Here is a 21,523-nt window from a genome sequence, read left to right as displayed (position 1 = left end):
CGATGCTTGGATCATTCCGGAAGCCGCCTGAGAAGCTGGCGGCGCTCGAGCGCGTGAAGGACTGGACCCGGGAGCGCTTCAGGCTGCCCGAGGACGCCGCGATCCTGGTGTCCGAAGTGGCCTGCTCGCTGCCCGGCTGCCCGCCGCTGGAGACCGTGGTGGCGTTCTGGACCAACGGGAACAAGCGCCACCAGTTCAAGGCCTTCAAGCCGCCGGAAGAAGTCACCCAGGACGATATTCCCTTCGACTGGCTGATGGATTCGCTGCATGTGCCGGACACCAATTTCTGCGAATGCTGCTGAACAGACCTCCCCGCAGCGGGATGGAAGGAGACGAACACTATGTCGAGACCAGTACTGAAAACCGCCGTGCAGACGCTGGGACACACCGGGGCCCTGAAGGACCGGAGCGTGGCGCCGCAGGGCTTCGATTTCGAATTCGAAGAAGTGCCGAAGATTATCCAGGCGTTCCGCCGCATGGTGCGCGGGAGCGAATTCGACATCAGCGAGATGGCGATCACCACCTACCTGTGCGCGCGGGCGCACGGGAAGGAGTTCACCGCGCTGCCGATCTTCCTGGTGCGCGCCTTCCATCACGGCGCCATCCTGGTTAACACCCGCCTCGGCATCGGCAGTCCGAAGGACCTGGAAGGCAGGAAGGTGGGCGTCAACCGCGGCTATACCGTGACCACCGGCGTGTGGGCGCGCAGCATCCTGCAGCAGGAGTACGGCGTCGACCTGTCCAGGGTGACCTGGGTGCTGTCGGGCGACGAACATGTGGCCGAGTTCCAGCCGCCTTCCAACGTGGTGCCGATGGAGCCGGGACGCACGCTCGAGGACATGCTGGCGGCGGGGGAGATTGCAGCGGCCATCGGCGTGGAGATCGAGCACCCTGACGTCAGGCCGCTGATTCCCGACGCCCGCCAGGCCGGCTTCGAGGCGCTGCGCGACCACGGCCACTATCCGATCAACCATACGCTGGTGGTCAGGAACGCCCTGCTGGAGGCCAATCCCGGCCTGGCGCAGGACATTTTCGAGACCTTCGCCGAGGCCAAGCGCCGCTACGTCGAGCGCCTGGCGCGCACCCCGGCCGACGAACTGGCGAAGGCCGACCAGACCTACAAGCGCGTCATGCAGATCACCGGCGCGGATCCGCTTCCTTACGGCATCGAAGCGAACCGCCACATGATCGAATCGGTCATCCGGCACGCCACCGACCAGGGCATCCTCAAGCGGCCCTTCACGGTGGAAGAGCTGTTCGTACCCGTGGCCTGAGCGCGGCGGCACAACTCATACGACAAACAGAACGGGAAGCACATGAATACGAAGGACAACGTGGTGACGATTCCGGCGCTGCAGCAGATGAAGCGCGACGGGAAGAAGATCGTCGGCGTGGTGGCATGGGATTACCAGATCGCCCAGGTCGTCGACCGGGCGGGCGTGGACATCGTCTCGGTCGGCGACACCGTCGGCACCAACCTCTGGGGGCATGCCAATCCGCTGGAAGTGACGATGGACGAGATGGTCGTGGTCTGCAAGGCGGTGCGGCGCGGCGTCCGGCGCGCGCTGGTCAGCGTCGACTTTCCATTCGGCCCCCTGCAGCAGGGTACCGAAGCGGCGCTGGCCGCCGCAATCCGCCTGGTGAAGGAGGGCGGCGCCGACATGATCAAGCTCGATGGCGCCGCCGATTTCCCCGAAGCCGTGCGCGCCATTTCGCGCGCCGGCATCCCCGTGTTCGCGCAGTTCGGCATCACGCCCCAGACCGCGCTCCAGTACGGGATCGACTATCGCACCATGTTCAAGGGCGGAGTCCAGGTACCGGCCGACATGACGGCCCAGCTGGTGGAGGAGGCCAAACGCCTGGAAGCCGCCGGCGCCGCGCTGCTCGACTTCACCAACTCCGGTCCGGTGGCCGGGCCCGAGGTCGCGCGCGCCGTGTCGATCCCGGTGATCGGCGGCCTGGGCGGCGGGCCATGGCTCGACGGCCGCATGCGCATGGCGCACGCGGCGATCGGCTATGCGGCGAGCAACCTCGATGCGCCGGCCGACACCTATGCGAATGTCGCGCGCATCACCCACGAAGCCATTACCGCCTTTGCCGGCGACGTGCGCGCCGCGCGCCAGATCAAGGGCGGCATTCCCGTCAATCCAGCATCCTGAAACGGACCACCATGCCTACAGCTATCATCGACGGGATCGACACCCGCTACGAAGTCATTGGAACCGGGCCGGCGCTGCTGATGTTCTCGCCGGGCGGCTTCGACGCCACCATCGAGAAATGGTCATCGCTCGGCGTCTATGCCCGCACCAGGCCGCTGGAACACTTGTCCCGCCATTACACCTGCATCGTGTTCGACCGCCGCGAGACCGGGCAGTCGGGCGGCCGTGTCGAGCACGTCGGCTGGAGCGACTACGTCAGGCAGGGCAAGGGCCTGCTGGATCACCTCGGCATCGACAAGGCCCACCTGATGGGCGGCTGCATGGGATGCTGCCCCGTCATGGCGTTCGCCGTCGCCCACCCGGAGGCCACGCTGAGCATGATCCTGTACTGGCCGGTAGGCGGCGCCAGGTACCGTCTCTCCAGCAGCCAGCGCTTCGCGGAACACCTGGCCTTCGTGCACCAGCACGGGCTGGACGCGGTGGTATCGCTGGCGACCAGCGAAGGGAAGGCCTTCGGCGCCGACCCGCGCGGCGGGCCCTGGGCTTCCGTGATCCGGCGCGATCCCGCATTCGCCGAACGGTACGCGCGCCAGGACATCGGCAAGTACAAGCTGATCGTGGCGGCGATGGGACGCACCCTGGTCGACCGCGATACCGCCCCGGGCGCCGAGCCGGAGGACCTGATGCGGCTCGATTTTCCCGCGCTGGTGGTGCCGGGATCGGACGCTTCCCACGCCACCTCCGCCGCGCGCTACATCGAGGAATGCCTGCCGCGCGCCGAGTACTGGGATATCGCGGCCGCCGAGCAGCTCGAGGACAACACCTCGGCGCGGCTGCTGCAGTTCCTCGATTCCGCGCAAGCCGGCGCGGCCTAGCCGGCATGCCCCCGGGGGAAAGTTTCTGTTGACACTAAGAAAAGCAGCAGATACATTAGCTAGCGTACCTATATGCAGACCGATGTTCCATATATCAGAACGAAGGAAATCGGTCCCTTCCTTGCCGACCAAGAGACAGTCGCCATGATCATCGACATCCATTGTCATTACACCACCGAGCCGCAGGCGCTGCACACCTTCCGTGACAAGCAGCTCGCCGGCCTGGCCGACCCGGCGCGCAAGCCGGCAACGAGCGACCTCTGCATCAGCGACGACGTGCTGATGAAGAGCGTCGAACCGCAACTGCGCCTGCAGAAGGAACGCGGCAGCGACCTGACGGTGTTTTCTCCGCGCGCCGCCGGCATGGCGCATCACGTCGGCAACGAAGCCGTCAGCCAGCAGTGGAGCCGGCTGAGCAACGACCTGATCCACCGCATCTGCACCCTGTTCCCGGATAACTTCGCCGGCGTCGGCCAGCTGCCCCAGTTCCCCGGCGCCTCGCCCAGGAACTGCATTCCCGAGCTGGAGCGCATGGTGAACGAGCTCGGCTTCGTTGGCGTCAACCTGAATCCGGACCCGTCGGGCGGCTACTGGACCGAACCGCCGCTGACCGACCGCTACTGGTATCCGATCTACGAAAAGCTCTGCGAGCTGGACGTGCCGGCGATGATCCATGTGTCCTCGTCCTGCAACCCGGCGGTCCACCATACGGGCGCGCATTACATCAATGCCGACACCACGGCCTTCATGCAGCTGATCCAGGGCAACCTGTTCGCCGATTTCCCGACCCTGAGGTTCGTCATCCCGCATGGGGGCGGCGCCGTGCCTTTCCACTGGGGGCGCTACCGCGGCATGTGCCTGGCCATGCGCAAGACGAACCTGCTCGACCACCTGATGAACAACGTGTTCTTCGACACCTGCGTGTACCACAAGCCGGGCATCGAGCTGCTCACCGACGTGGTGCCGGTCGATAACGTGCTGTTCGCGTCCGAGATGCTGGGCGCCGTGCCCGGGATAGATCCCGAGACCGGCCACCACTTCGACGATACCAAGCGCTACCTCGACCAGCTCGATGGCCTCGGCGAAGAGAGCCGCTACAAGATCTTCGAGGGTAATGCGCGCCGCGTGTATCCGCGCCTGGACGCGCTCCTGACGCAGCGCGGTTTCCCCGCCAGGCAGCCGGGCCAGGCCTCGCCCATCCAATCACAAGCACGAGCAAAGGAATTGACATGAGTAACATGCAGGCTTCCCTTTCGACCATCCGGCGCGAGTTCGAGCGCGTGGCGCCGGCCGTGGTGCAGCAGGCCTCGGCCTTCGCTTCCTCGATCCTGGCCGACGTGGCCGGCCGCCGCGGCGCCATGGATGCGCGCATCGCGCCGCTGACGCCCGCCACCCGCATCGCCGGACCGGCCTTCACGGTCGAGGTGCGTCCGGGCGACAACCTGATGATCCACGCGGCGATGGCGATGGCCAGGCCGGGCGATATCCTCGTCATCGACGGCAAGGCCGACCGCACCTGCGCATTGATGGGCGCGATCATGATGAATACCTGCCAGCAGCTCGGCTTCGGCGGGGTGATCCTGGATGCGGCGCTGCGCGACACCGAGGAGTTGCTGGAACTCGGCTTCCCGGTGTATGCGATCGGCGCCAACCCGAATGGCCCGACCAAGGGCGTGGCCGGGCGCATCAACTGGCCGGTCACCTGTGGCGGCGTGGTCGTCAACCCGGGCGACCTGATCGTCGGCGACGCCGATGGGGTGGTGGTGGTCGAGCGCGAGAAGGCGGAATCGCTGCTGGGCCTGGCCGAAAGGAAGGTGGCCGACGAACGCGCCCGTATCGCCGACATCCTGGCCGGGAAGAACATCCAGCCGGGATGGCTGGACGGCGCACTGCGCGCCGCCGGGGTACTGAAGGAAGGCGAAACGCTGTAAGCACGGCGTCGGCCGCAGCAAACGAATCAACAAGCATGGAGACATCATGGTGGAAAAAGTAAAGGCAGCAGTCAAGGTCGGTCCGAGCCAGATCGAGATCCAGGAATTCCCGATGCCGGAGATTCCGGACGACGCCGCGCTGATGCGGGTCGAGGTGGCGGGTATCTGCGGGACCGACGTGAAGATGTTCAAGGAACCGCTGAAGACCGGCGGCCCGGTGATCATGGGTCACGAGAACATCGGCTACATCGCGAAGGCGGGCAAGGAATTCACGGCGCGCAAGGGCTTCAAGGAAGGCGACCTGGTCTTCGTCGAGCATTACGTCATGTGCGGCAAGTGCGAATGGTGCCACAAGGGCGAGTACCGCCATTGCGAGAACACCGACTGGCGCTCGAACCCGGACGGCATCCGCTACGGCTACAGCACCTCGGACAAGCCGCCGCATCTGTGGGGCGGATTCTCCCAGTTCATGTACCTGCCGTGGAATTCGGTGGTGCACAAGGTGCCCGACGGCGTGACGCCCGAGCTGGCCGGGCTGGTGACCCCGATGGCCAACGGCATCGAATGGGCGCTGTTCGATTGCGGCGTCGGCTACAACTCCACGGTGCTGATCCAGGGGCCTGGCCAGCAGGGGCTGTCCCAGACCATCGCCTGCAAGCAGGCCGGTGCTTCCCTGATCATCGTGACCGGGACCAACAAGGACAAGGCGCGCCTGGAGGTGGCCAGGAAGCTGGGCGCCGATCATGTGATCAACGTGCAGGAAGAGAATCCGCTGCAGCGGATCATGGAGATCACCGGCGGCAAGGGCGTGGACGTGGCGCTGGACTGCACCGCGGGCGCCGGCACCGCGCCGATCCACCTGGGCGTCGAAGCGCTCAAGCGCAAGGGAGGCACCCTGCTGATCCAGGGCGAAATGAGCGACTTCCCGAACTTCCCGATCGGGAAGATCACCGTGAAGTACATCACCATCAAGAGCGCCCGCGGCCACAGCTACCGCGCCTGCGAGCTGGCGCTGGAGCAGCTGGCTTCCAAGCGCTTCCCGCTCGAATTGCTGACCACCCACCGCTTCGGCCTCGCGGATACCGAATATGCGATCAAGTCGGTGGGCGGCGAGGGCGCGCCGGACGTGGTGCACGTATCGCTGATGCCATGGATGTAAGCGGCCCGGCCACCGGGCTTTGACCAGCAGGACGAAAGGGGCCACATGGCAGAACGCATTCCCGTCACGGTGCTCACCGGTTATCTCGGCGCCGGCAAGACCACGCTCCTGAACCGCATCCTTTCGGAAGATCATGGCCGGCGCTATGCCGTGATCGTCAACGAATTCGGCGCGGTGGGGATCGACAATGACCTCATCCTCAAGGCGGATGAAGAGCTGTTCGAGATGAACAATGGCTGCATCTGCTGCACGGTGCGGGGAGACCTGATCCGCACCATGCACGGCCTGCTGTCGAGGACTGCGAACTTCGACGCCATCATCGTCGAGACCACGGGCCTCGCCGATCCCGGCCCGGTCGCACAGACCTTCTTCGTCGATCCCTTCCTGCAGGAGAAGACGGTCCTCGACTCGGTGACGACGGTGGTCGACGCCCGGCATATCCTGCTGCGCCTGCACGACAGCCGCGAGGCTGTCGAGCAGGTGGCCTTCGCCGACCAGATGGTGCTGAACAAGACCGAGCTGGCGACGGAGGAAGAACTCGGCCGCATCGAAGCCAGGTTGAGGAGGCTGAATCCGCTGGCGCCGATCCATCGCGCCCAGCGCGCGAATGTCTCCCTCGACAAGGTGCTGGGGCGGGGCGGCTTCGACATCGGGCGCATCGTCTCGCTCGAGCCTGATTTTCTCCGGCCCGCGCAGTGCGAGGCAGGCCATGTGCATGACGAGCATTGCGGCCACGCGCACGAGGGACATCACGGCCACGGGCACGAGGATCATCACGACCATGAGCACGATGCCGGGATCCGCAGCATTGCGCTGACCTGCGCGCTGCCGATGAACGGCGAACGCATCGGCATGTGGCTGAATGCCCTGGTGAACAGCAAGGGCGAGGATATCCTGCGCGCGAAAGGCATCATCGACGTCAAGGACGAGAAGCGGCGCCTGGTGTTCCAGTCCGTCCACATGCTGCTGGAAGGGGACTTGCAGCGGGAATGGCAGGCCGGAGAAGCGCGTTACAGCCGGATTGTGTTTATCGGACGCAACCTGGACGAACACATGCTCAGGAAAGGATTCGAGTCCTGCGCCGCTCCCGCCGCGGGCCCGGGAGCGTGATTTTTAATGGAATGATGTCCCATATTAGAGAAATGAATTCCACATATCGGGAAACTTGATTGGACTGGCCGGGGTCGAGCCGTTATACTGCGCTGCAACAAAATCTTTGATTGGAGCGCAGTATGTCGACCATGTCGTTTGATGCCACCGGCATCATGGGAGCGCGGAAAGCTTCCCCGGTAAAGCAATCGCTGATCCAGCACCCGGCGCCACGCCCGAACCCCGTGCGCGAGCTGCCGCCCGCGCCAGCCGAGGCAAGCCGCGCACGGACATTCTTCGGTTTCGGCTCGGCGCTGTCCTACGAATGCGACAGCTGGACGCGCTGGACCGGGGTCTGAGCAGCCTCCCATCTACCCCAGCAGGCCGGCCAGCGCCGGCCCGGCACGACCCGCTCCGTTTCCAGCTTCCGTGTCGCCCTTCCATATCCCCCAACGCGGTGCCGCCGATCCGGAACGACGAGGTCGCGGGCTGCGGCATTCCGATGCCACTTGCCCCGCTCCGGCCGGCGGCTTCCATCTCAGTCGATGCTCGCGCCGGATGCCTGCACCACCGGTGCCCAGCGCTTGATCTCGGCGGCCATGTAGGCAGTGCTTTGCTGCGGGTCGAGATTGCCCGGCTCGATGCCCTCGGCCGTCAGCTTCTGGCGGACATCCGGCAACTGCAGGATGCGCCGTACTTCGGCGTTCAGGCGCTGCACGATGTCCTTGTTCATCCCGGCCGGACCTGACAGCGAGAACCAGGTGGTCGCGATCAGCTCCGGATGCCCCAGTTCGGCGAAGGTCGGCACGTCGGCGAACTCGCTGACGCGCGATTTCGTCGACACGGCCAGCGCGCGCGCCTTGCCGGAGCGGATCTGGCCCGCCGCCGTGCTGAGGGTGGTCGACAGGGCCTGGATATGGCCCGCCATCAGGTCCGAGACCGCAGGGTTGGCTCCCTTGTAGGGCACGTGCGTCATCTTGACGCCGGTGATCTGCATGAAGTTTTCGGCGAACAGGTGACCCTGGGTGCCGTTGCCCGGCGAGCCGTAGTTGAGCGCTCCCTGGTGCGCCTTCGCATACGCCACGAAATCCTTCAGGTTCTTGACCGGCACGCTGGGATGCACCGCCAGCACATTGGGCGGGCCGCCCAGCACGGCGATATGGGTAAAGTCGCCCATCGCATCGAACGGCATCTTCTTCGACAGCGAGGGCGCGATGGCATGCGAGCCGATGCCCGAGATGACCAGCGTGTAGCCGTCAGGCGCCGATTTCGCCACGACGGCGGAGCCCGTCACGCCGCCGGCGCCCGGCCGGTTCTCGACGATGAAGCTCTGCTTGAAGCTGTCGCCGAGGTGGGTGGCCACCACGCGGCCCAGGGTGTCGGCAGTGCCGCCCGGTGCATACGGCACGATGACGCGCACCGGTTTCATTGGCCAGGGCGCGGCCTGCGCCACGCCGGCAGTCAGGACGGATGCGCCTAGCAGCATGCGCAGGGCAAAGCGGGGGATCGAGGTTGTCATGTCTTTTGTCGGCATCGAGCGCGCATGCCCGTGCAGCGCGGCCGGGCGCTCTCCTGCCTGTCTCCATGTGAGGTAGTGTTGTCGGGCTGAATTTGTTCCTCTATGCGGAATGCTATGCCGTAAGGAGGAACAGGTGTAGAGTAAAGCGGTATGCTGTGCATTGTCAAACCCGAAACCGGGGCGCGTGTGCATCCGGATCCACTTTCCAGGGAAAGCGAATGGCTCTTTATCTGACCGTCCTCATTTCCGTCCTCAACCAGATCGGTCTGAAAGGCAGCAAGATGCTCATCGCGCTGCATGCGCTCGAGCTGAAAGCCGATCCCGTCGCGATCGGGGTTCTGATCGCGACCTATGCGGTGTTCCCGCTGATGCTGGCGGTGTATGCCGGCCGGCTGACCGACCGCATCGGCGTGCGCTGGCCCATGCTGTGCGGATCGCTGGGCATGACCGCCGGACTGCTGGTTCCCGTTGCCTGGCCCACCATCGCGGCCCTGTTCGCGGCGGCCGCGATGCTCGGCACGGCGAACATCTTCTTCCACGTCTCCTGCCATAACCTGGTGGGCTCGATCGATGGCGCCGGCAGCCGCACCAGCAATTTCGGCACATTCAGCCTGGGGGGCTCCGTTTCCGGCATGCTGGGCCCGGTCCTGGTCGGCTTCATGGTCGACAGGGCGGGGTATTCCTGGACCTTCGTCACGCTCGCGTCCATCGTGACACTGCCGGGTTTCGTGCTGTTGCTGTATCCGCGTTTCATCCCGGCCAAGGTCGAGTCCAGGCGCGACCCGGAAGCGGGCGGCGTGCGGGAACTGCTGGCCGACCGCGCCCTGCGCAATACCTTGATCACAAGCGGCTTGATCATCACTGCGCTCGACCTGTTCAATTTCTACATGCCCATCTATGGACGCTCCCTCGGATTGCAGGCGACGGCGATCGGCTGGATCATCGGCATGCAGGCGGCCGCGGCCTTCGTGGTGCGCCTGTGGATGCCGCGGCTGGCCCAGCGCTACGGCGAAGCCCGTGTGCTGACCTGGTCGCTCCTGATGGCGGGTTTGACCTACCTGCTGTTCCCGGTCTTCGAACAGCCTCTCGTCATGGGGGCGGTCTCTTTCCTGCTTGGACTGGGCCTCGGCTGCGGCCAGCCGCTGTCGACTGTCCTTACCTACAACCATTCGCCTCCCGGGCGGATCGGCGAAGCGCTGGGGATGCGGCTCGCGGTGAATAAATTCACCCAGGTCAGCGTGCCGATCCTGTTCGGCTCGCTCAGCACGGCCTTCGGCATCTACCCTGTGTTCTGGTCGAACGCGGTCCTGCTGCTGGTCGGCGGCGCCCTGATCGCGCGTGGACAGGAACGCAGCCCGGCAAGGGGCATTGACGAGGCCGGAGCGAAGTGATACTTTGCTCACCAGTGAATTTAGGAATGACGTTCCTTTATGCGGAACGTCGCCGATCAACGCGATCTTGATGGGAATAGCGTGGACTCACCAGTCGATACAAGTGGGCCGGTCCCGGCGGAACAGCAGGGAACCGCGGCGCACCCTCGGGTCTCCCTCAAGGACCTGTTTTCCTGCTTCCTGCAGGTAGGCCTGACCTCGTTCGGCGGCGGCACCCAGGCATGGGTGTATCGCGCCGTGGTGGAGGAACGCAAGTGGCTGGACGAGAAGGCCTTCCTCGCCGGCCTGACGGTCGCCCAGATCCTGCCGGGAGCGAATCCGGTCAACCTGTCCCTGTACGTCGGGCAGCGCCTGCGCGGCGGCCTCGGCGCGCTGGTCGCGACCCTGGGCATGGTCGTGCCCGCGATCTGCGTGGTGCTGGTGGTCGCCGCGATCTACTCGCACATCTCGCAATTCCCGCTGACCCAGTTCATGCTGATCGGTATCGCCACCGTCGGCCTCGGGGCGACCCTGGCCGCAGGGACCAAGGCGGCGCTCCGGATCGAGCGCCAGCCCGTCGCGATAGCGATCGGCATCGCCACCTTCGTCGCCGTCGGGGTGTTCCACTGGTCGATGATACCGGTGGTCGCCGTGCTCGGGCCCCTGAGCATCGTCCTTGCGCTGCGGAGGCCCCGTGGCTAGCCTGCTCTGGAAGATCGTTCTCGTATTCGTGCCGCTGTCGCTGTTGTCGATCGGCGGCGGGCAGGCCATCATCGCCGATATCCAGCTGCAGGCGGTGGTGGTCAACCAGTGGTTCACCAACCAGCAGTTCGCCGACCTGTTCGCGATCTCGCGCGCGACCCCCGGGCCGAACACCCTGATCGCCTCGCTGATCGGCTGGCAGCTTGCCGGGCCCGCCGGACTGCTGGTGGCCACGCTGGCGATGTTCATCCCTTCATCCATCGTGTTCGTCGCCGTGACCACCGTATGGCACCGGCATGGCGAATCGCCATGGCGCAAGGCGGTCGAGCGGGGATTGGCGCCGGTCGCGGTCGGCCTGATCTTCGCGGGCGCGCTGACGATCCTGCAGGCGATCCACCTGTCGGCGCTCGGCTGGGCGACCACCGTGGCCGCCGGAGGCGTCCTCTATTTCACGAAGACCAATCCCTACCTGATGATCTTCTCGGTAGCCGCCCTGTACCTGGCCGTCTTCTTCATTTTCTAACCACCCAAAAAACAGGAGACCAGATGGCCAAGCTGCAGTTATCCGTCGCGATGGGCGACTACGACCGGACCCGCGCGCTGCTGGACGGCAGCGTGCAGATCGACGGCGTCGATCCCGTGTACATGACGCTCTCGCCGGAAGAGACCTTCTTCCGCGCATTCCGCAATGCCGAATTCGACATCAGCGAAATGTCGTTCTCCAGCTACCTGGTCAAGGCGGCGAACGGGGAATGTCCCTACATCGCGGTGCCGGTGTTCCTGTCGCGCGCCTTCCGCCACACTTCCATCTACGTGCGCAAGGACCGGATCAAGCGCCCGCAGGACCTGAAGGGCTGCAGGATCGGCGTTCCCGAATACCAGCTGACGGCCAACGTCTGGGCGCGCTCCATCCTGCAGGACGATTACGGCGTCAGCCCGGCGGATGTGATCTGGGTACGCGGCGGCATCGACGAGCCGGGACGGCCCGAAAAGATCAAGCTGCGCCTGCCGTCGGACGTGCGGATGGAGAATGCGCCCGAGGGCGACACCATTTCGGCGATGCTCGACCGCGGCGACATCGACGGCTTCATTGCGCCGCGTCCGCCCGGCGGAGCCGCCGCCAGCAATCCGGACGTCGGCTGGCTGTTCGACGACCCGACCGCGGTGGCGAAGGACTATTACAGGCGCACCGGCGTGTTCCCGATCATGCACGTGGTCGGCGTCCGGAAAGAGCTGGCCGAGCGCCACCCCTGGCTGCCGGGCGCGGTACTGAAGGCCTTCGAGCAGGCCAAGGCGGCAGCGCTCGACAAGCTGGCCGACACGTCGGCCACCAAGGTCACCTTGCCGTTCGTGGAGGAGCAGCTGAAGGCCGCGCGCGAATCGATGGGACATGACTATTGGTCCTATGGCGTTGCGGCCAATCGCCAGACGCTGGACGCATTCGTGCGGCACCATCACGCGCAGGGCCTGTCCTCGCGGCTGATGGCGGTGGACGAGATCTTCCACCCCGCGACCTACGAATCGTTCAAGATCTGAGCGTGCCCGCGGCGCCTCCAGCGGCCCGGGCGGCGCCATCCGCGTTCGCGCCCCTGCGTGACCCGGTGTTCCGCATGCTGTGGGGCACCTGGATGACTGCCAACATCTGCATGTGGATGACCGACGTGGCCGCCGCGTGGATGATGACGTCGCTGACCAGCTCGCCCATGTGGGTGGCGCTGGTGCAGAGCGCCGCCACCTTGCCGGTGTTCCTGCTCGGGCTGCCGAGCGGCGCGTTCGCGGATATCCTCGACCGGCGCCGCTACTTCATGGCGACCCAGTTCTGGATCGCGGTCGTGGCATCGGTGCTGTGCGCGGTCGTGATGTCGGGCCTGCTCACGCCTGTGCTGCTGCTGGCGATGTGCTTCGCGAACGGCATCGGGCTGGCGATGCGCTGGCCCGTGTATGCGGCGATCGTTCCCGACCTGGTTCCCCGTCCGCAGCTGCCCGCGGCCCTGGCGCTGAACGGGGTGGCGATGAACACATCGCGTATCGTCGGGCCGCTTGCCGCGGGAGCGATCATCGCCAGCGCCGGCACCGCCTATGTGTTCCTGCTGAACGCGGCACTGTCGGTTGTCGCCGGCCTTGTCATCATGCGCTGGAAGCACGAACAGGTTCCCAGCCCGCTCGGCCGCGAGCGGCTGTCCAGCGCCATCCGGGTCGGCGTGCAGTACGTGCGCCAATCCGATCCGATGAAGGCGGTGCTGCTGCGGATTGCGCTGTTCTTCTTCCATTCGACCGCGCTGCTCGCGCTGCTGCCCCTGGTCGCGCGCGGCATGCAGGGCGGAGGCGCCGGCACCTTCACCTTGCTGCTCGCTTCGCTGGGCGCCGGCGCGATCGCCACGACGCTGTTCCTGCCGCGCATCCGCCAGCGGATGCCGGGCGAGACCATGGTCCTGTGCGGCACGCTGCTCCAGGCCGCGGCGATGGCGGTCGTCGCGCTGGCGCCGAATGCCTGCGTCGCGGCGCCGGCCATGTTCGTCGCCGGCACGGGCTGGATTGCGACCGCCAACTCGCTGACCGTCGCCGCCCAGCTCGCGCTGCCGGACTGGGTGAGGGCGCGTGGCATGTCGATCTACCAGATGTCGATCATGGGGGCCGGTGCACTGGGGGCCGCGCTGTGGGGGCAGGTGGCGACAGTGGGCAGCGTGGCTGCCAGCCTGCTGGTGGCCGCGGCTTCCGGCGCCGCCGCCATGATGGCGGCGCATGCGCGGCTGGCCGGCCGCAGCCAGCACGAAGACCTCACCCCGGGCGAATTCAGGCTGCCGGAGGTGGCCGCGCCGCCGGGGCCCGGCCGGGTGGAGATGGCGATCGAGTATTGCATCGATCCCGGGCGGGCGGCCGAATTCTCCGCGCTGATGCAGGAGAGCCGGCGCAGCAGGCTGCGCCAGGGTGCGCTGGCCTGGGAGCTGGTGCGCGATGCCGGCCACAGTGGACGCTATGTGGAGAGGATCGTCGACGAGTCCTGGACCGAGCACCTGCGGCGCCTGAGCCGCATTACCACCGCCGACGTGGCGCTGCGCGAACGCAAGCTCGCTTTCCACATCGGCCCGGTCGCGCCGGTGGTGAGGCGCTTCATCGTCGAATCCGTACTTCCTTCCTGAGCAGGTAGGGCGGGATCGGTCCGCCCCGATTCCAGCCCTGTAATGAATTGACACGGGATTTCGTTGCCTGTACTATCAATCCACATAAGGGAACGACGTTCCGTATAAAGGAACGAAAAGAGGGCGCATCATCCAACCCCGTTCAGCGCACAGCGTGCATCACACCTACCGCCATGGTCGATGACCTTGGGATAAGGGCCGGTCGATCCGGCTTTTATTTCGGCGACAGGTATGAGGAATTTTGTTTTCGTAGTACCGGGCGGGTGGCTCCGTCACGTGGGCATCTTCGAAAGGCGATGGAGACATGAATTCAAGGAAGAAGCATGTGGCTTTTGTGGTCGGAGCGGTGCTGGCCGGCGCCGGCGTGCGCGCCGAGGACCAGTCTTTGCCCGTCATCCTGGTCAAGGGCCACGCCCTGGCCGCCGACAGCTCGGCATTCACCACCAACGTGATCGAACAGGAGACGATCCGCGAACGCCACGCCAGCCAGCTGCAGGAAATGTACCGTGAGGTGCCTGGCATCTCGGTGCGTGGCCTGGGTCTGGGCGGCGTGGCCGATTCGATCAATATGCGCGGCTTCACCGGCGGCGGACATGGCGGCGACATCGGCATGGCGATCGACGGCGTCTCGCTCAATGAATCCATGTCGCATGCTGACGGCTATGCGGACCAGAACGTCATCATCCCGCTCGAAGTCGAGCGCATGACCGTCTACAAGGGACCGTCCTCGGTCTTGTACGGCAACTACAGCCGGGCCGGGACCATCGCGGTCGAGTCGCGCAAGGGCGGCGAATACCGCGACATCGACATCAAGGCCGGCTCGCATGCGACCAGGGACGTGCAGGCGGCGCTTGGTACGCAGTCGGGATCCGTGCAGGCCAACGTCGCCGTGCAGCTGTTCGACACCAACGGCTTCCGCGAGCAATCGGACACGCGGCGCGCCACGGCATCCGGTCGCCTGGGATTCGACCTGGGCGGCGGCACCCAGCTGGCGCTCTCCGGCCGCGCGCACGAGGGCAAATGGGATTCGGCCAGCTACATCACCGCGGCCCGGAATGCGAACGGGGACACCCGGTTCGACAAGGATCCGAATGTCCAGAACGACGAGGGCAGGAAGGATTTTTATACCGCACGGCTGGACTTCAGCACGCCGCTCACGGACGAGATGCGCCTGCTGGCCTTCGTCTCGGGCACGCGCCAGTCCTTGAGCCGCAGCTATACGCGTCCGACCACGGCGACCCGCTGGGAACAGCGCCTGGAGGCCTATGAGCGCAGGGTGCGCGGCGCCGGCGCCAGCCTGAATGGCGCCGGGCGCATCGGTGGGCGCGAGCTCAACTGGGTAGCCGGCGTGGAGGCCTATCGCGAGACGACCGGGTATATCTTCAAGGATGCCTTGTCCAACGGCGCGGAGACGGCGTTGACGACCAGCGGCGCCAAGCCCTATCTCGACCGCGACTACCTGACCAGGTCGGTGTCGGCCTACGGGCAGGCTGAATGGAACTTGAGCAAGCTGCTGCGCCCGGCGCTGGGTGTCCGCTACGACCGCTTCTCCGGCGATTGCAGCCCGGCCGGCGCCGAGATCGCGGCCGGGGCCGGCAATCCCTGCCGCAGGATGGCCGACTACGACCACGCCAGTCCGAAGATCGGCGTACGCTCGACCTGGTCGCCGCTGTTCGACACCCGCATCAGTTTCTCGGAAGGCTACCAGCTGCCGTCCGCAGCCGCCCGCTATGGCGCCAGCGGCAGCGCGCTCGAGCCGACCCGGATACGGCAGGCCGACGTGGGACTGACGTTCAAGCCGGCCAAAGGTATGCTGGTCGACCTGTCGGTGTTCCGTATCAAGACCTACAACGAGGTGCGCGACCTGGGCGGCGGCCTGTTCGAGAACTTCGGCCAGACCCGGCGTGACGGCGCCGAACTCGACGTGCGGATAGCGGCCACGTCGCGGCTGGACCTGGCGGCGGCCTTGACCTGGATCGATACCAAGGTGCTGCAGCATGCCAACGCGGCCGTCGTCGGCATGGCTGTTCCCAACGTTCCGCGACATACCGCGATGGTGCGCGGACGTTACGACTTCGGCGCCGGATGGTCGGCCGACCTCGCGATCCAGAACGGGGGCGGCTACCCGGTGACGGCGGATGGCAGCGCCTCGCTGGGCGGATTCACCACCGCCGACCTGACGGTGGCGTGGGACCGCCATACCGGAACGGGACGGCAGCGCTTCTTCGCCGCCATCACGAACCTGACCGGTCGCGCGTATTCCACCAGTTCACTCGTCAGCGCCGGCATCCAGCTCTACGCGCCGGCGCCCCCTCGCAGCATCCAGTTCGGCATGAATATCAGCCTTTAATAAAACCAGAAGGAGACTCGACATGAAACGTATCCAACGCAACCCACTGGCGCTGGTCCTCGGCATCGCTGCGCTTTCCAGCCTGTCCGCGCAGGCGCACGACGCCTGGACCGAGACCCGCGGCGCCGGCTATGCCGTGGTGTTCGGACACGATGGCAAGCTCGAAGAGTACGACCCGGCCAAGGTCAAGCAACTCGCCGCCGTGACTGGCAGCGGCGCGCCGCTGAAGGTCGCGCAGGCGGCAGGCAGCAGCGGCGTGACCTTCACGCTGGCCGGCAAGCCGGCCCTGGTGACGCTGAACTACGATAACGGCTTCTGGACCAAGACCACGGACGGCCAGAAGAACCTGCCGAAGAACGAAGTGCCGGGCGCCATCAGCGCATCGCATGCGCTCAAGTTCGGCAAGACCGTGTACGCATGGGGGCCGGCCGCCATCAAGGCGCAAGGACAGGACCTGGAAATCGTGCCCCTCAGCGCGAAGGCGCCGGTCGCCGGAAAGCCGGTGGAAGTGCAGGTGATGTGGCAGGGCAAGCCGCTTGCGGGCGCCAAGATCACGCGCGTGATCGGCGGCCCGGAAATCTCGGCGCTGACTGATGCCTCGGGCAAGGCGAGCCTGGCCACGGTGACGGGCAAGCAGGTGCTCAGTGTCAGCCACAAGCAGGACCTGCCGAACGATCCGCGCGCCGAAGTGCTGTCCATGTCGGCCAACCTGATGTTCGACGTCCTATGAAGGCTCGCATGGCATCCGTGGCGGGCCGCTGCCGGGCCGCATTTGCCGCCATGCTGGTCGCGTCGGCCGGCGCCGCCTCCGGCCACGAGGTGCAGCACGACATCGCACAAGGCAATGCGGTGGTGGTGCGCCTCGCGTACGCCGACGGCGAGCCTTTCTCGTACGAGCAATACGAGCTGTTCGCCAAGGGGCGCGCCCAGCCGGCGCAGACCGGGCGCACCGATGCCAAGGGACGGGTCGTGTTCGCTCCCGACGACACCAGCTCATGGCGCCTGCGCGCCTTTTCCGCGGATGGCCATGGGGTCGACCTGGAATTCGAGACCAAGGCGCATGGTACGGCGGCGCCGGTGGCTGCCGGATCGGATCGCGGTACGCGCCTGCTGTTCGGCCTGGCGCTCATCCTGGTAGGGTTTGCCGCGCTCAAGCTGTTTGTAAGAAGGAAGAAATTCGCATGACCTCGTCCACGACCTGTTACTGGCTCCCATAAGACTGGAGTTCACCATGCACATTCCCGACGGTTTCATTTCACCGCAGACCTATCTTCCCGCGTATGCGCTGGCCGGCATTGCCTGGGTCTGGGCGGCGCGCAGCCTGCGCGAACAGCTCGACGAACAGACGGTCCCGAAGCTTGCGGCGATGACGGCGCTGGCCTACGGGCTCGGCCTGGTCATGGTGCCCATGCCTGGGGGCACGTCGGGCCACGCACTCGGCGTGGCGATGCTGACACTGCTGTTCGGTGTGCGCCTTGCTTTCCTTTCCTATAGCCTGGTGCTGATGCTGCAGTCCCTGCTCTTCGGTGCAGGAGGAATCACCGCGCTGGCGATCAATGCATTGGCGATGGGCCTGGCGGGGGCGCTGGTCTCGGCACTGGTGTTTCGCGCCTTGCGCCGCCTCGGCGACACGGCCGCCGTGGCCGCCGCCGCCTGGAGTTCGGTGATGCTGCCGGCCCTGATCGTCGCACTGGTGCTCGGACTGCAGCCCTCGATCGCGCACGGCGAGAATGGCGTACCGCTGTTTTTCCCGTTCGGTTTCTCGATCGTCTTGCCTGCTGTGCTGATTCCGCATGCAATGATCGGCATCGGAGAAGCGGTACTGACCCTGTTCGTCTGGCGTTTTGCCAGGATGCGCCGATGGAGCCTGGCATGAGTCCCCGCTGCTGGCTGGCCGCCTACCTGTCGGCGGTGATCGCACTCACTTTCGTGCACCAGCCGTCGTTGCTGGCGGCGCTGCTGGTCCTCGCGCTGGCATGCAGCGGCAACGCGCGCTGGCGGCTGCTGCGGCGCGCCGTGAAAGCGGTGCTGGCCTTCAATCTTTCGGTCAGTCTCGGCTATACACTGGTCGCTTTCTGGCAGGAGCGGTTTTCCGGCGCCTATCTGCTGGTAGTGAATCTGCGTGTGTTGGCCCTGGTGTTCCTGGGCTTCTGGTTTGTCAGCCGCGTCAACCTGCTGCAAGCGCTGGCGTTCTCGCGCACGCTATCCTTCCTCGCGGCGCTGGCGGTAGGGCAGGTGGCCGCGTTCTCGCGCATCGTGCGCGATTTCCGCCTTGCTTTCACCAGCCGCAATTCTGCCGCCGCCAGCATGGCCGACCGCGCGCGGCATGCCTCCGCGCAGGCCGGTCATTTGCTCGATAAATCCATATGCAGCGCCACGGAAACGGCGATGGCGATGCGTTCACGAGGGGCTTTCGATGATTGAATTGAACAATGCGGCATTTGCCTGGCCGGACGCGCCGCAGTCGCTGAGCGGAATGTCGTTTCGCCTGGACGCCGGCGAAAAAGTCGTGCTGCTGGGGGCAAACGGCTGCGGCAAGTCCACGCTGTTGAAAATCCTTGATGGCCTGGTATTTCCGACGGCAGGGTCGTATCGCTATTGCGGCGTCGACGTGAACCAGGTCCGCATGCGCGACCGGGAATGGGTGCGGCGCTTCCGCAGCGAGGTCGTGCTGCTGTTCCAGCAGCCGGATGCCATGCTGTTCAACCCCACCGTGCGCGACGAGATCGCCTACGGTCCGCGCAAGCTCGGGTGGACCGACGTGGAACAGCGCGTATCCTACTGGGCGTCAGCGCTGCGCTTGCAGGCAGTCCTCGACAAACCGCCGTTCATGCTGTCCGGGGGCGAGAAGCAGAAGGTGGCGCTGGCCTCCATCCTGGTGCTCGATCCCAAGGTCATTCTCCTGGATGAGCCGTCGGCCAGCCTCGATCCGCGGGCGACCGGCTGGCTGGTCGATTTCCTTCTCGATACCGGCGCGACCGTGGTGGTCAGTACCCATGATCTGGCGATGGCGGCGGAATTCGGCAACCGTTGCCTGATTGTCGGCGAGGATCAGCACATTGCCTACGATGGGCCGTTGCGGCAGGCCCTCGCCGACCATCGCCTTCTGGAGCGTGTCAACCTCGCGCACACCCATCGCCACCGGCACGGCGCAAGCGAGCATGCCCATGTGTACCAACATGGATCGAAGGCGGCATAGATATTGCGCGACTCAATTCTCTCTGTGTAAGGTGAACCATGCGGCGTTTAACGATCTCGGTCGACGATGATCTGGCGGATGCTTTCGACCAGCTGGTGGAGCGCAAAGGGTATGTGAATCGATCGGAGGCCTTCCGCGATCTGGTTCGTAAAGCCCTCGGCGACGCCGAGGTTGCGGCAGGCAAGGCGACATGGTGTGTCGCAACGGTAAGCTATGTCTACGACCACCATGAGCGCCAATTGTCCAACCGGCTGACGCAGATCCAGCACGAGCATCACAACGTCACGCTGGCGACGCTGCATGTTCACCTGGACCATGAAAACTGCCTGGAAACTGTCGTGCTAAAGGGAAGAACCGCCGCCGTGCGCGCCACTGCGGACGGCATCATCGCGCAAACGGGTGTCCGGCATGGCAGTGTGCATCTGGTACCGGTGGAAATAAAGAACGACAACTATGTCCAGGTCGGGCACAGCCATATTCATCCGCATCGCTAAGCGCTTCGGCGATACGCGGGGCTGGCGGTCCTGTCCAGGAACATCGGCGCTCGCACTGGCATTCCAGAAAATAAAGCCTCGGCTTGTGGCCGAGGCTTCGTCATCCGGCACAGCGTGCCTTCTGCCAGCCGTGCGGCAGCGCGACCCCGGCGGGAAGCCGGTTGATGCCACGCGCTATCTCTAGCGCCGAGGTCGCCGCTGCCTGTACGGCTGGGCCAACACTCGCCATCTTCATTGCTCCCCCCGATTAACGGAACCTTCGGTTGGCGGTGCCGCCCAGTTCAAACCTTGTTGCCGTGTTCGCGACAGACGTGCTTACGACCACAATATGCTCGTTTGCTTCCTCCGGGGTCGTCGGTAACTTCGCCGCATTTCCATTATCCGGTTGCAAGCCCTCTCATCTGTACGACGGATCACATAAGCGTATACTTCTCCAGCACTAGCCTGCGCGTCCCTCCATCTTGTGGGCCTTGCGCGGCACGAAGAACCACAGGCCGGACAGCAATGCGAGCGTACCGACCGCGGCGCCGATGCTGATCGTCAGGCGGGCGGACATGCCGGACAGGGCCAGGTAAATCACGGTGAACATCTCCAAAGCAAGACCTATCGAAAGCGGACCGAGCGCGCCCCGGATCATCCGCGAAGACACCTTGAGCATGGAGCTGGTAGCGCGGCCGCGGCAGCTGCGGTAATAGATCGCCGGCGTCATTACCATCGCGACGGCGATAATGACCATGACCAGTCCGAGCATGTGACAAATCTTGGCGTAAGAGGCGAGATCCTGGAAGCGGTCGTTGAACACGGCGATCGTCTGAAACCCGAAGAGGGCTTGCACCCCCGGGAGCACGACGCGTGCTTCCTCGATGATGTTGCGCATCTCTACATCAAGTTTCTCGAGTTCGGTAAGCTCTTTTTCCATGACTGAACAGTACGCCCAAACTCAGCCACCTTCAATGCGCGCACGCTTGAAACCACTATGGAACATGTCCTCCCTGACCACCAGCGGAAAGTGGGGCGGATGCACGTCGAGTCGCTCGAAGACAACGTGAGGCCTTGCGGGTGCAGGCCGGCTTTGCTATAGTTCCGTTCCCCGACGCGAGGGCGCCGTAAAACGGCCGCAACGATGCGATGGGGAAACAAAAAGAAGTTGACGACAAACGCAAAACACCGCATAATCTCGCTTCTCTGCTGCTGACGAACACAACGCTTCGCAGTGCAGCAAAAACGCAGTACCGAATACGGTTCTTTAACAATTAACAGTCGATAAGTGTGGGCGTTTGATGAAGGTGCCACTGGCTTCGGTCAGTGATTACTTAAATTATCAAATGTTCACAAAAAATACGAACTTCTTCGAAAGAAGAAATCGTCAGTATTTTGAGTGAGCGACCCATCCGCAAGGATGGTGGCAGCAATGCCAACAAACAGAGATTGAACTGAAGAGTTTGATCCTGGCTCAGATTGAACGCTGGCGGCATGCTTTACACATGCAAGTCGAACGGCAGCGCGGGGCAACCTGGCGGCGAGTGGCGAACGGGT

The 21,523-nt window shown here is 65.0% G+C and carries 23 protein-coding genes and 1 rRNA gene; 22 read left to right on the top strand and 2 right to left on the bottom strand.

Annotated features, from left to right (window positions below):
- Positions 1 to 2 precede the first annotated feature (2 nt).
- The 9 genes from H162_RS0126340 (at position 3) to H162_RS0126300 (ending at position 7,572) form a co-directional block, all read left to right on the top strand.
- On the top strand, positions 3 to 302 hold the full coding sequence (locus tag H162_RS0126340) for a hypothetical protein (RefSeq protein WP_020656477.1): 300 nt from the start codon (positions 3 to 5) through the stop codon (positions 300 to 302).
- Positions 303 to 341: 39 nt separating this feature from the next.
- Positions 342 to 1,274, top strand: a complete 933-nt coding sequence (locus tag H162_RS0126335) for a substrate-binding domain-containing protein (RefSeq protein WP_026355124.1) — start codon at positions 342 to 344, stop codon at positions 1,272 to 1,274.
- A gap of 42 nt (positions 1,275 to 1,316) precedes the next feature.
- Positions 1,317 to 2,159, top strand: coding sequence for a 3-methyl-2-oxobutanoate hydroxymethyltransferase (locus tag H162_RS0126330; RefSeq protein ID WP_020656475.1), 843 nt, complete (start codon positions 1,317 to 1,319; stop codon positions 2,157 to 2,159).
- A gap of 11 nt (positions 2,160 to 2,170) precedes the next feature.
- Entirely contained in the window at positions 2,171 to 3,034 is an 864-nt protein-coding gene (locus tag H162_RS0126325) for an alpha/beta hydrolase (RefSeq protein ID WP_020656474.1), read from the top strand.
- A 144-nt stretch (positions 3,035 to 3,178) separates the two neighbouring features.
- On the top strand, positions 3,179 to 4,267 hold the full coding sequence (locus H162_RS0126320; RefSeq protein WP_020656473.1) for an amidohydrolase family protein: 1,089 nt from the start codon (positions 3,179 to 3,181) through the stop codon (positions 4,265 to 4,267).
- On the top strand, positions 4,264 to 4,965 hold the full coding sequence (locus tag H162_RS0126315; RefSeq protein WP_020656472.1) for an RraA family protein: 702 nt from the start codon (positions 4,264 to 4,266) through the stop codon (positions 4,963 to 4,965). The genes H162_RS0126320 and H162_RS0126315 overlap by 4 nt, the downstream gene beginning before the upstream one ends.
- Positions 4,966 to 5,011: 46 nt before the next feature.
- A complete protein-coding gene (locus H162_RS0126310; protein WP_020656471.1) occupies positions 5,012 to 6,124 on the top strand; it encodes a zinc-dependent alcohol dehydrogenase in 1,113 nt (370 codons plus the stop codon).
- A gap of 45 nt (positions 6,125 to 6,169) precedes the next feature.
- Positions 6,170 to 7,234: a CobW family GTP-binding protein gene (locus H162_RS0126305; RefSeq protein ID WP_020656470.1), complete on the top strand. Its 1,065-nt coding sequence runs from the start codon at positions 6,170 to 6,172 to the stop codon at positions 7,232 to 7,234.
- Between the two features lie 122 nt (positions 7,235 to 7,356).
- Entirely contained in the window at positions 7,357 to 7,572 is a 216-nt protein-coding gene (locus H162_RS0126300) for a hypothetical protein (protein WP_020656469.1), read from the top strand.
- Positions 7,573 to 7,751: 179 nt separating this feature from the next.
- Here the strand turns inward: H162_RS0126300 and H162_RS0126295 are convergent, their stop codons facing one another.
- Positions 7,752 to 8,732, bottom strand: a complete 981-nt coding sequence (locus H162_RS0126295) for a Bug family tripartite tricarboxylate transporter substrate binding protein (RefSeq protein ID WP_169444581.1) — start codon at positions 8,730 to 8,732, stop codon at positions 7,752 to 7,754.
- 218 nt (positions 8,733 to 8,950) lie between these two features.
- Between H162_RS0126295 and H162_RS0126290 the strand changes: the two genes are divergently transcribed.
- The 12 genes from H162_RS0126290 to nikR all read left to right on the top strand — a co-directional run bounded on the left by H162_RS0126290 (position 8,951) and on the right by nikR (position 19,987).
- Positions 8,951 to 10,123 (top strand): MFS transporter, encoded by a 1,173-nt coding sequence (locus tag H162_RS0126290; protein WP_020656467.1) that lies wholly within the window; start codon positions 8,951 to 8,953, stop codon positions 10,121 to 10,123.
- Positions 10,124 to 10,204: 81 nt separating this feature from the next.
- Positions 10,205 to 10,804 carry a chromate transporter gene (locus tag H162_RS32010; RefSeq protein ID WP_169444579.1) on the top strand — a complete coding sequence of 200 codons (600 nt, stop codon included), beginning with the start codon at positions 10,205 to 10,207 and terminating at the stop codon, positions 10,802 to 10,804.
- Positions 10,797 to 11,327 (top strand): chromate transporter, encoded by a 531-nt coding sequence (locus H162_RS0126280; protein WP_020656465.1) that lies wholly within the window; start codon positions 10,797 to 10,799, stop codon positions 11,325 to 11,327. Before H162_RS32010 ends, H162_RS0126280 begins: the two co-directional genes overlap by 8 nt.
- A gap of 23 nt (positions 11,328 to 11,350) precedes the next feature.
- Entirely contained in the window at positions 11,351 to 12,340 is a 990-nt protein-coding gene (locus H162_RS0126275) for a substrate-binding domain-containing protein (protein WP_020656464.1), read from the top strand.
- A gap of 2 nt (positions 12,341 to 12,342) precedes the next feature.
- Complete coding sequence (locus tag H162_RS0126270; RefSeq protein ID WP_267872164.1) at positions 12,343 to 13,944, top strand: MFS transporter; 1,602 nt, start codon at positions 12,343 to 12,345, stop codon at positions 13,942 to 13,944.
- A 304-nt stretch (positions 13,945 to 14,248) separates the two neighbouring features.
- Positions 14,249 to 16,294, top strand: coding sequence for a TonB-dependent receptor (locus tag H162_RS0126265; RefSeq protein ID WP_026355120.1), 2,046 nt, complete (start codon positions 14,249 to 14,251; stop codon positions 16,292 to 16,294).
- A gap of 22 nt (positions 16,295 to 16,316) precedes the next feature.
- The gene (locus tag H162_RS0126260) at positions 16,317 to 17,024 is read left to right on the top strand and encodes a DUF4198 domain-containing protein (RefSeq protein WP_020656461.1); all 708 of its coding nucleotides are present in this window, start codon (positions 16,317 to 16,319) and stop codon (positions 17,022 to 17,024) included.
- Positions 17,025 to 17,032: 8 nt separating this feature from the next.
- Entirely contained in the window at positions 17,033 to 17,479 is a 447-nt protein-coding gene (locus H162_RS0126255) for a hypothetical protein (protein ID WP_020656460.1), read from the top strand.
- 46 nt (positions 17,480 to 17,525) lie between these two features.
- Entirely contained in the window at positions 17,526 to 18,170 is a 645-nt protein-coding gene (locus tag H162_RS0126250) for an energy-coupling factor ABC transporter permease (RefSeq protein ID WP_020656459.1), read from the top strand.
- Entirely contained in the window at positions 18,167 to 18,718 is a 552-nt protein-coding gene (locus tag H162_RS0126245) for an energy-coupling factor transporter transmembrane component T family protein (protein ID WP_020656458.1), read from the top strand. Before H162_RS0126250 ends, H162_RS0126245 begins: the two co-directional genes overlap by 4 nt.
- A complete protein-coding gene (locus tag H162_RS0126240) occupies positions 18,711 to 19,493 on the top strand; it encodes an energy-coupling factor ABC transporter ATP-binding protein (protein WP_020656457.1) in 783 nt (260 codons plus the stop codon). Before H162_RS0126245 ends, H162_RS0126240 begins: the two co-directional genes overlap by 8 nt.
- Before the next feature lie 38 nt (positions 19,494 to 19,531).
- Positions 19,532 to 19,987, top strand: coding sequence for a nickel-responsive transcriptional regulator NikR (gene nikR / locus H162_RS33570; protein WP_084677134.1), 456 nt, complete (start codon positions 19,532 to 19,534; stop codon positions 19,985 to 19,987).
- Between the two features lie 439 nt (positions 19,988 to 20,426).
- Here the strand turns inward: nikR and H162_RS0126225 are convergent, their stop codons facing one another.
- Positions 20,427 to 20,906, bottom strand: a complete 480-nt coding sequence (locus tag H162_RS0126225; RefSeq protein WP_020656454.1) for a DUF6328 family protein — start codon at positions 20,904 to 20,906, stop codon at positions 20,427 to 20,429.
- 511 nt (positions 20,907 to 21,417) lie between these two features.
- Between H162_RS0126225 and H162_RS32005 the strand changes: the two genes are divergently transcribed.
- A 16S ribosomal RNA gene (locus H162_RS32005) occupies positions 21,418 to 21,523 on the top strand; the annotation flags it as partial.

The organism is Massilia niastensis DSM 21313 (assembly GCF_000382345.1).
GTDB lineage: Bacteria > Pseudomonadota > Gammaproteobacteria > Burkholderiales > Burkholderiaceae_D > Telluria > Telluria niastensis.
Note: the sequence above shows the minus strand (reverse complement) of the source record. Positions and strands in the feature narration are given on the sequence as shown.

Coding starts and splice junctions, on each gene's coding strand:
- H162_RS0126305 (WP_020656470.1), top strand. CDS start 6,170: ATGGCAGAACGCATTCCCGTCACGGTGCTCACCGGTTATCTCGGCGCC.
- H162_RS0126330 (WP_020656475.1), top strand. CDS start 1,317: ATGAATACGAAGGACAACGTGGTGACGATTCCGGCGCTGCAGCAGATG.
- H162_RS0126240 (WP_020656457.1), top strand. CDS start 18,711: ATGATTGAATTGAACAATGCGGCATTTGCCTGGCCGGACGCGCCGCAG.
- H162_RS0126255 (WP_020656460.1), top strand. CDS start 17,033: ATGGCATCCGTGGCGGGCCGCTGCCGGGCCGCATTTGCCGCCATGCTG.
- H162_RS0126225 (WP_020656454.1), bottom strand. CDS start 20,906: ATGGAAAAAGAGCTTACCGAACTCGAGAAACTTGATGTAGAGATGCGC.
- H162_RS0126335 (WP_026355124.1), top strand. CDS start 342: ATGTCGAGACCAGTACTGAAAACCGCCGTGCAGACGCTGGGACACACC.
- H162_RS0126300 (WP_020656469.1), top strand. CDS start 7,357: ATGTCGACCATGTCGTTTGATGCCACCGGCATCATGGGAGCGCGGAAA.
- H162_RS0126265 (WP_026355120.1), top strand. CDS start 14,249: ATGAATTCAAGGAAGAAGCATGTGGCTTTTGTGGTCGGAGCGGTGCTG.
- H162_RS0126245 (WP_020656458.1), top strand. CDS start 18,167: ATGAGTCCCCGCTGCTGGCTGGCCGCCTACCTGTCGGCGGTGATCGCA.
- H162_RS0126310 (WP_020656471.1), top strand. CDS start 5,012: ATGGTGGAAAAAGTAAAGGCAGCAGTCAAGGTCGGTCCGAGCCAGATC.
- H162_RS0126320 (WP_020656473.1), top strand. CDS start 3,179: ATGATCATCGACATCCATTGTCATTACACCACCGAGCCGCAGGCGCTG.
- H162_RS0126260 (WP_020656461.1), top strand. CDS start 16,317: ATGAAACGTATCCAACGCAACCCACTGGCGCTGGTCCTCGGCATCGCT.
- H162_RS0126275 (WP_020656464.1), top strand. CDS start 11,351: ATGGCCAAGCTGCAGTTATCCGTCGCGATGGGCGACTACGACCGGACC.
- nikR (WP_084677134.1), top strand. CDS start 19,532: ATGCGGCGTTTAACGATCTCGGTCGACGATGATCTGGCGGATGCTTTC.
- H162_RS0126295 (WP_169444581.1), bottom strand. CDS start 8,732: ATGACAACCTCGATCCCCCGCTTTGCCCTGCGCATGCTGCTAGGCGCA.
- H162_RS0126290 (WP_020656467.1), top strand. CDS start 8,951: ATGGCTCTTTATCTGACCGTCCTCATTTCCGTCCTCAACCAGATCGGT.
- H162_RS0126315 (WP_020656472.1), top strand. CDS start 4,264: ATGAGTAACATGCAGGCTTCCCTTTCGACCATCCGGCGCGAGTTCGAG.
- H162_RS0126250 (WP_020656459.1), top strand. CDS start 17,526: ATGCACATTCCCGACGGTTTCATTTCACCGCAGACCTATCTTCCCGCG.
- H162_RS0126325 (WP_020656474.1), top strand. CDS start 2,171: ATGCCTACAGCTATCATCGACGGGATCGACACCCGCTACGAAGTCATT.
- H162_RS0126340 (WP_020656477.1), top strand. CDS start 3: ATGCTTGGATCATTCCGGAAGCCGCCTGAGAAGCTGGCGGCGCTCGAG.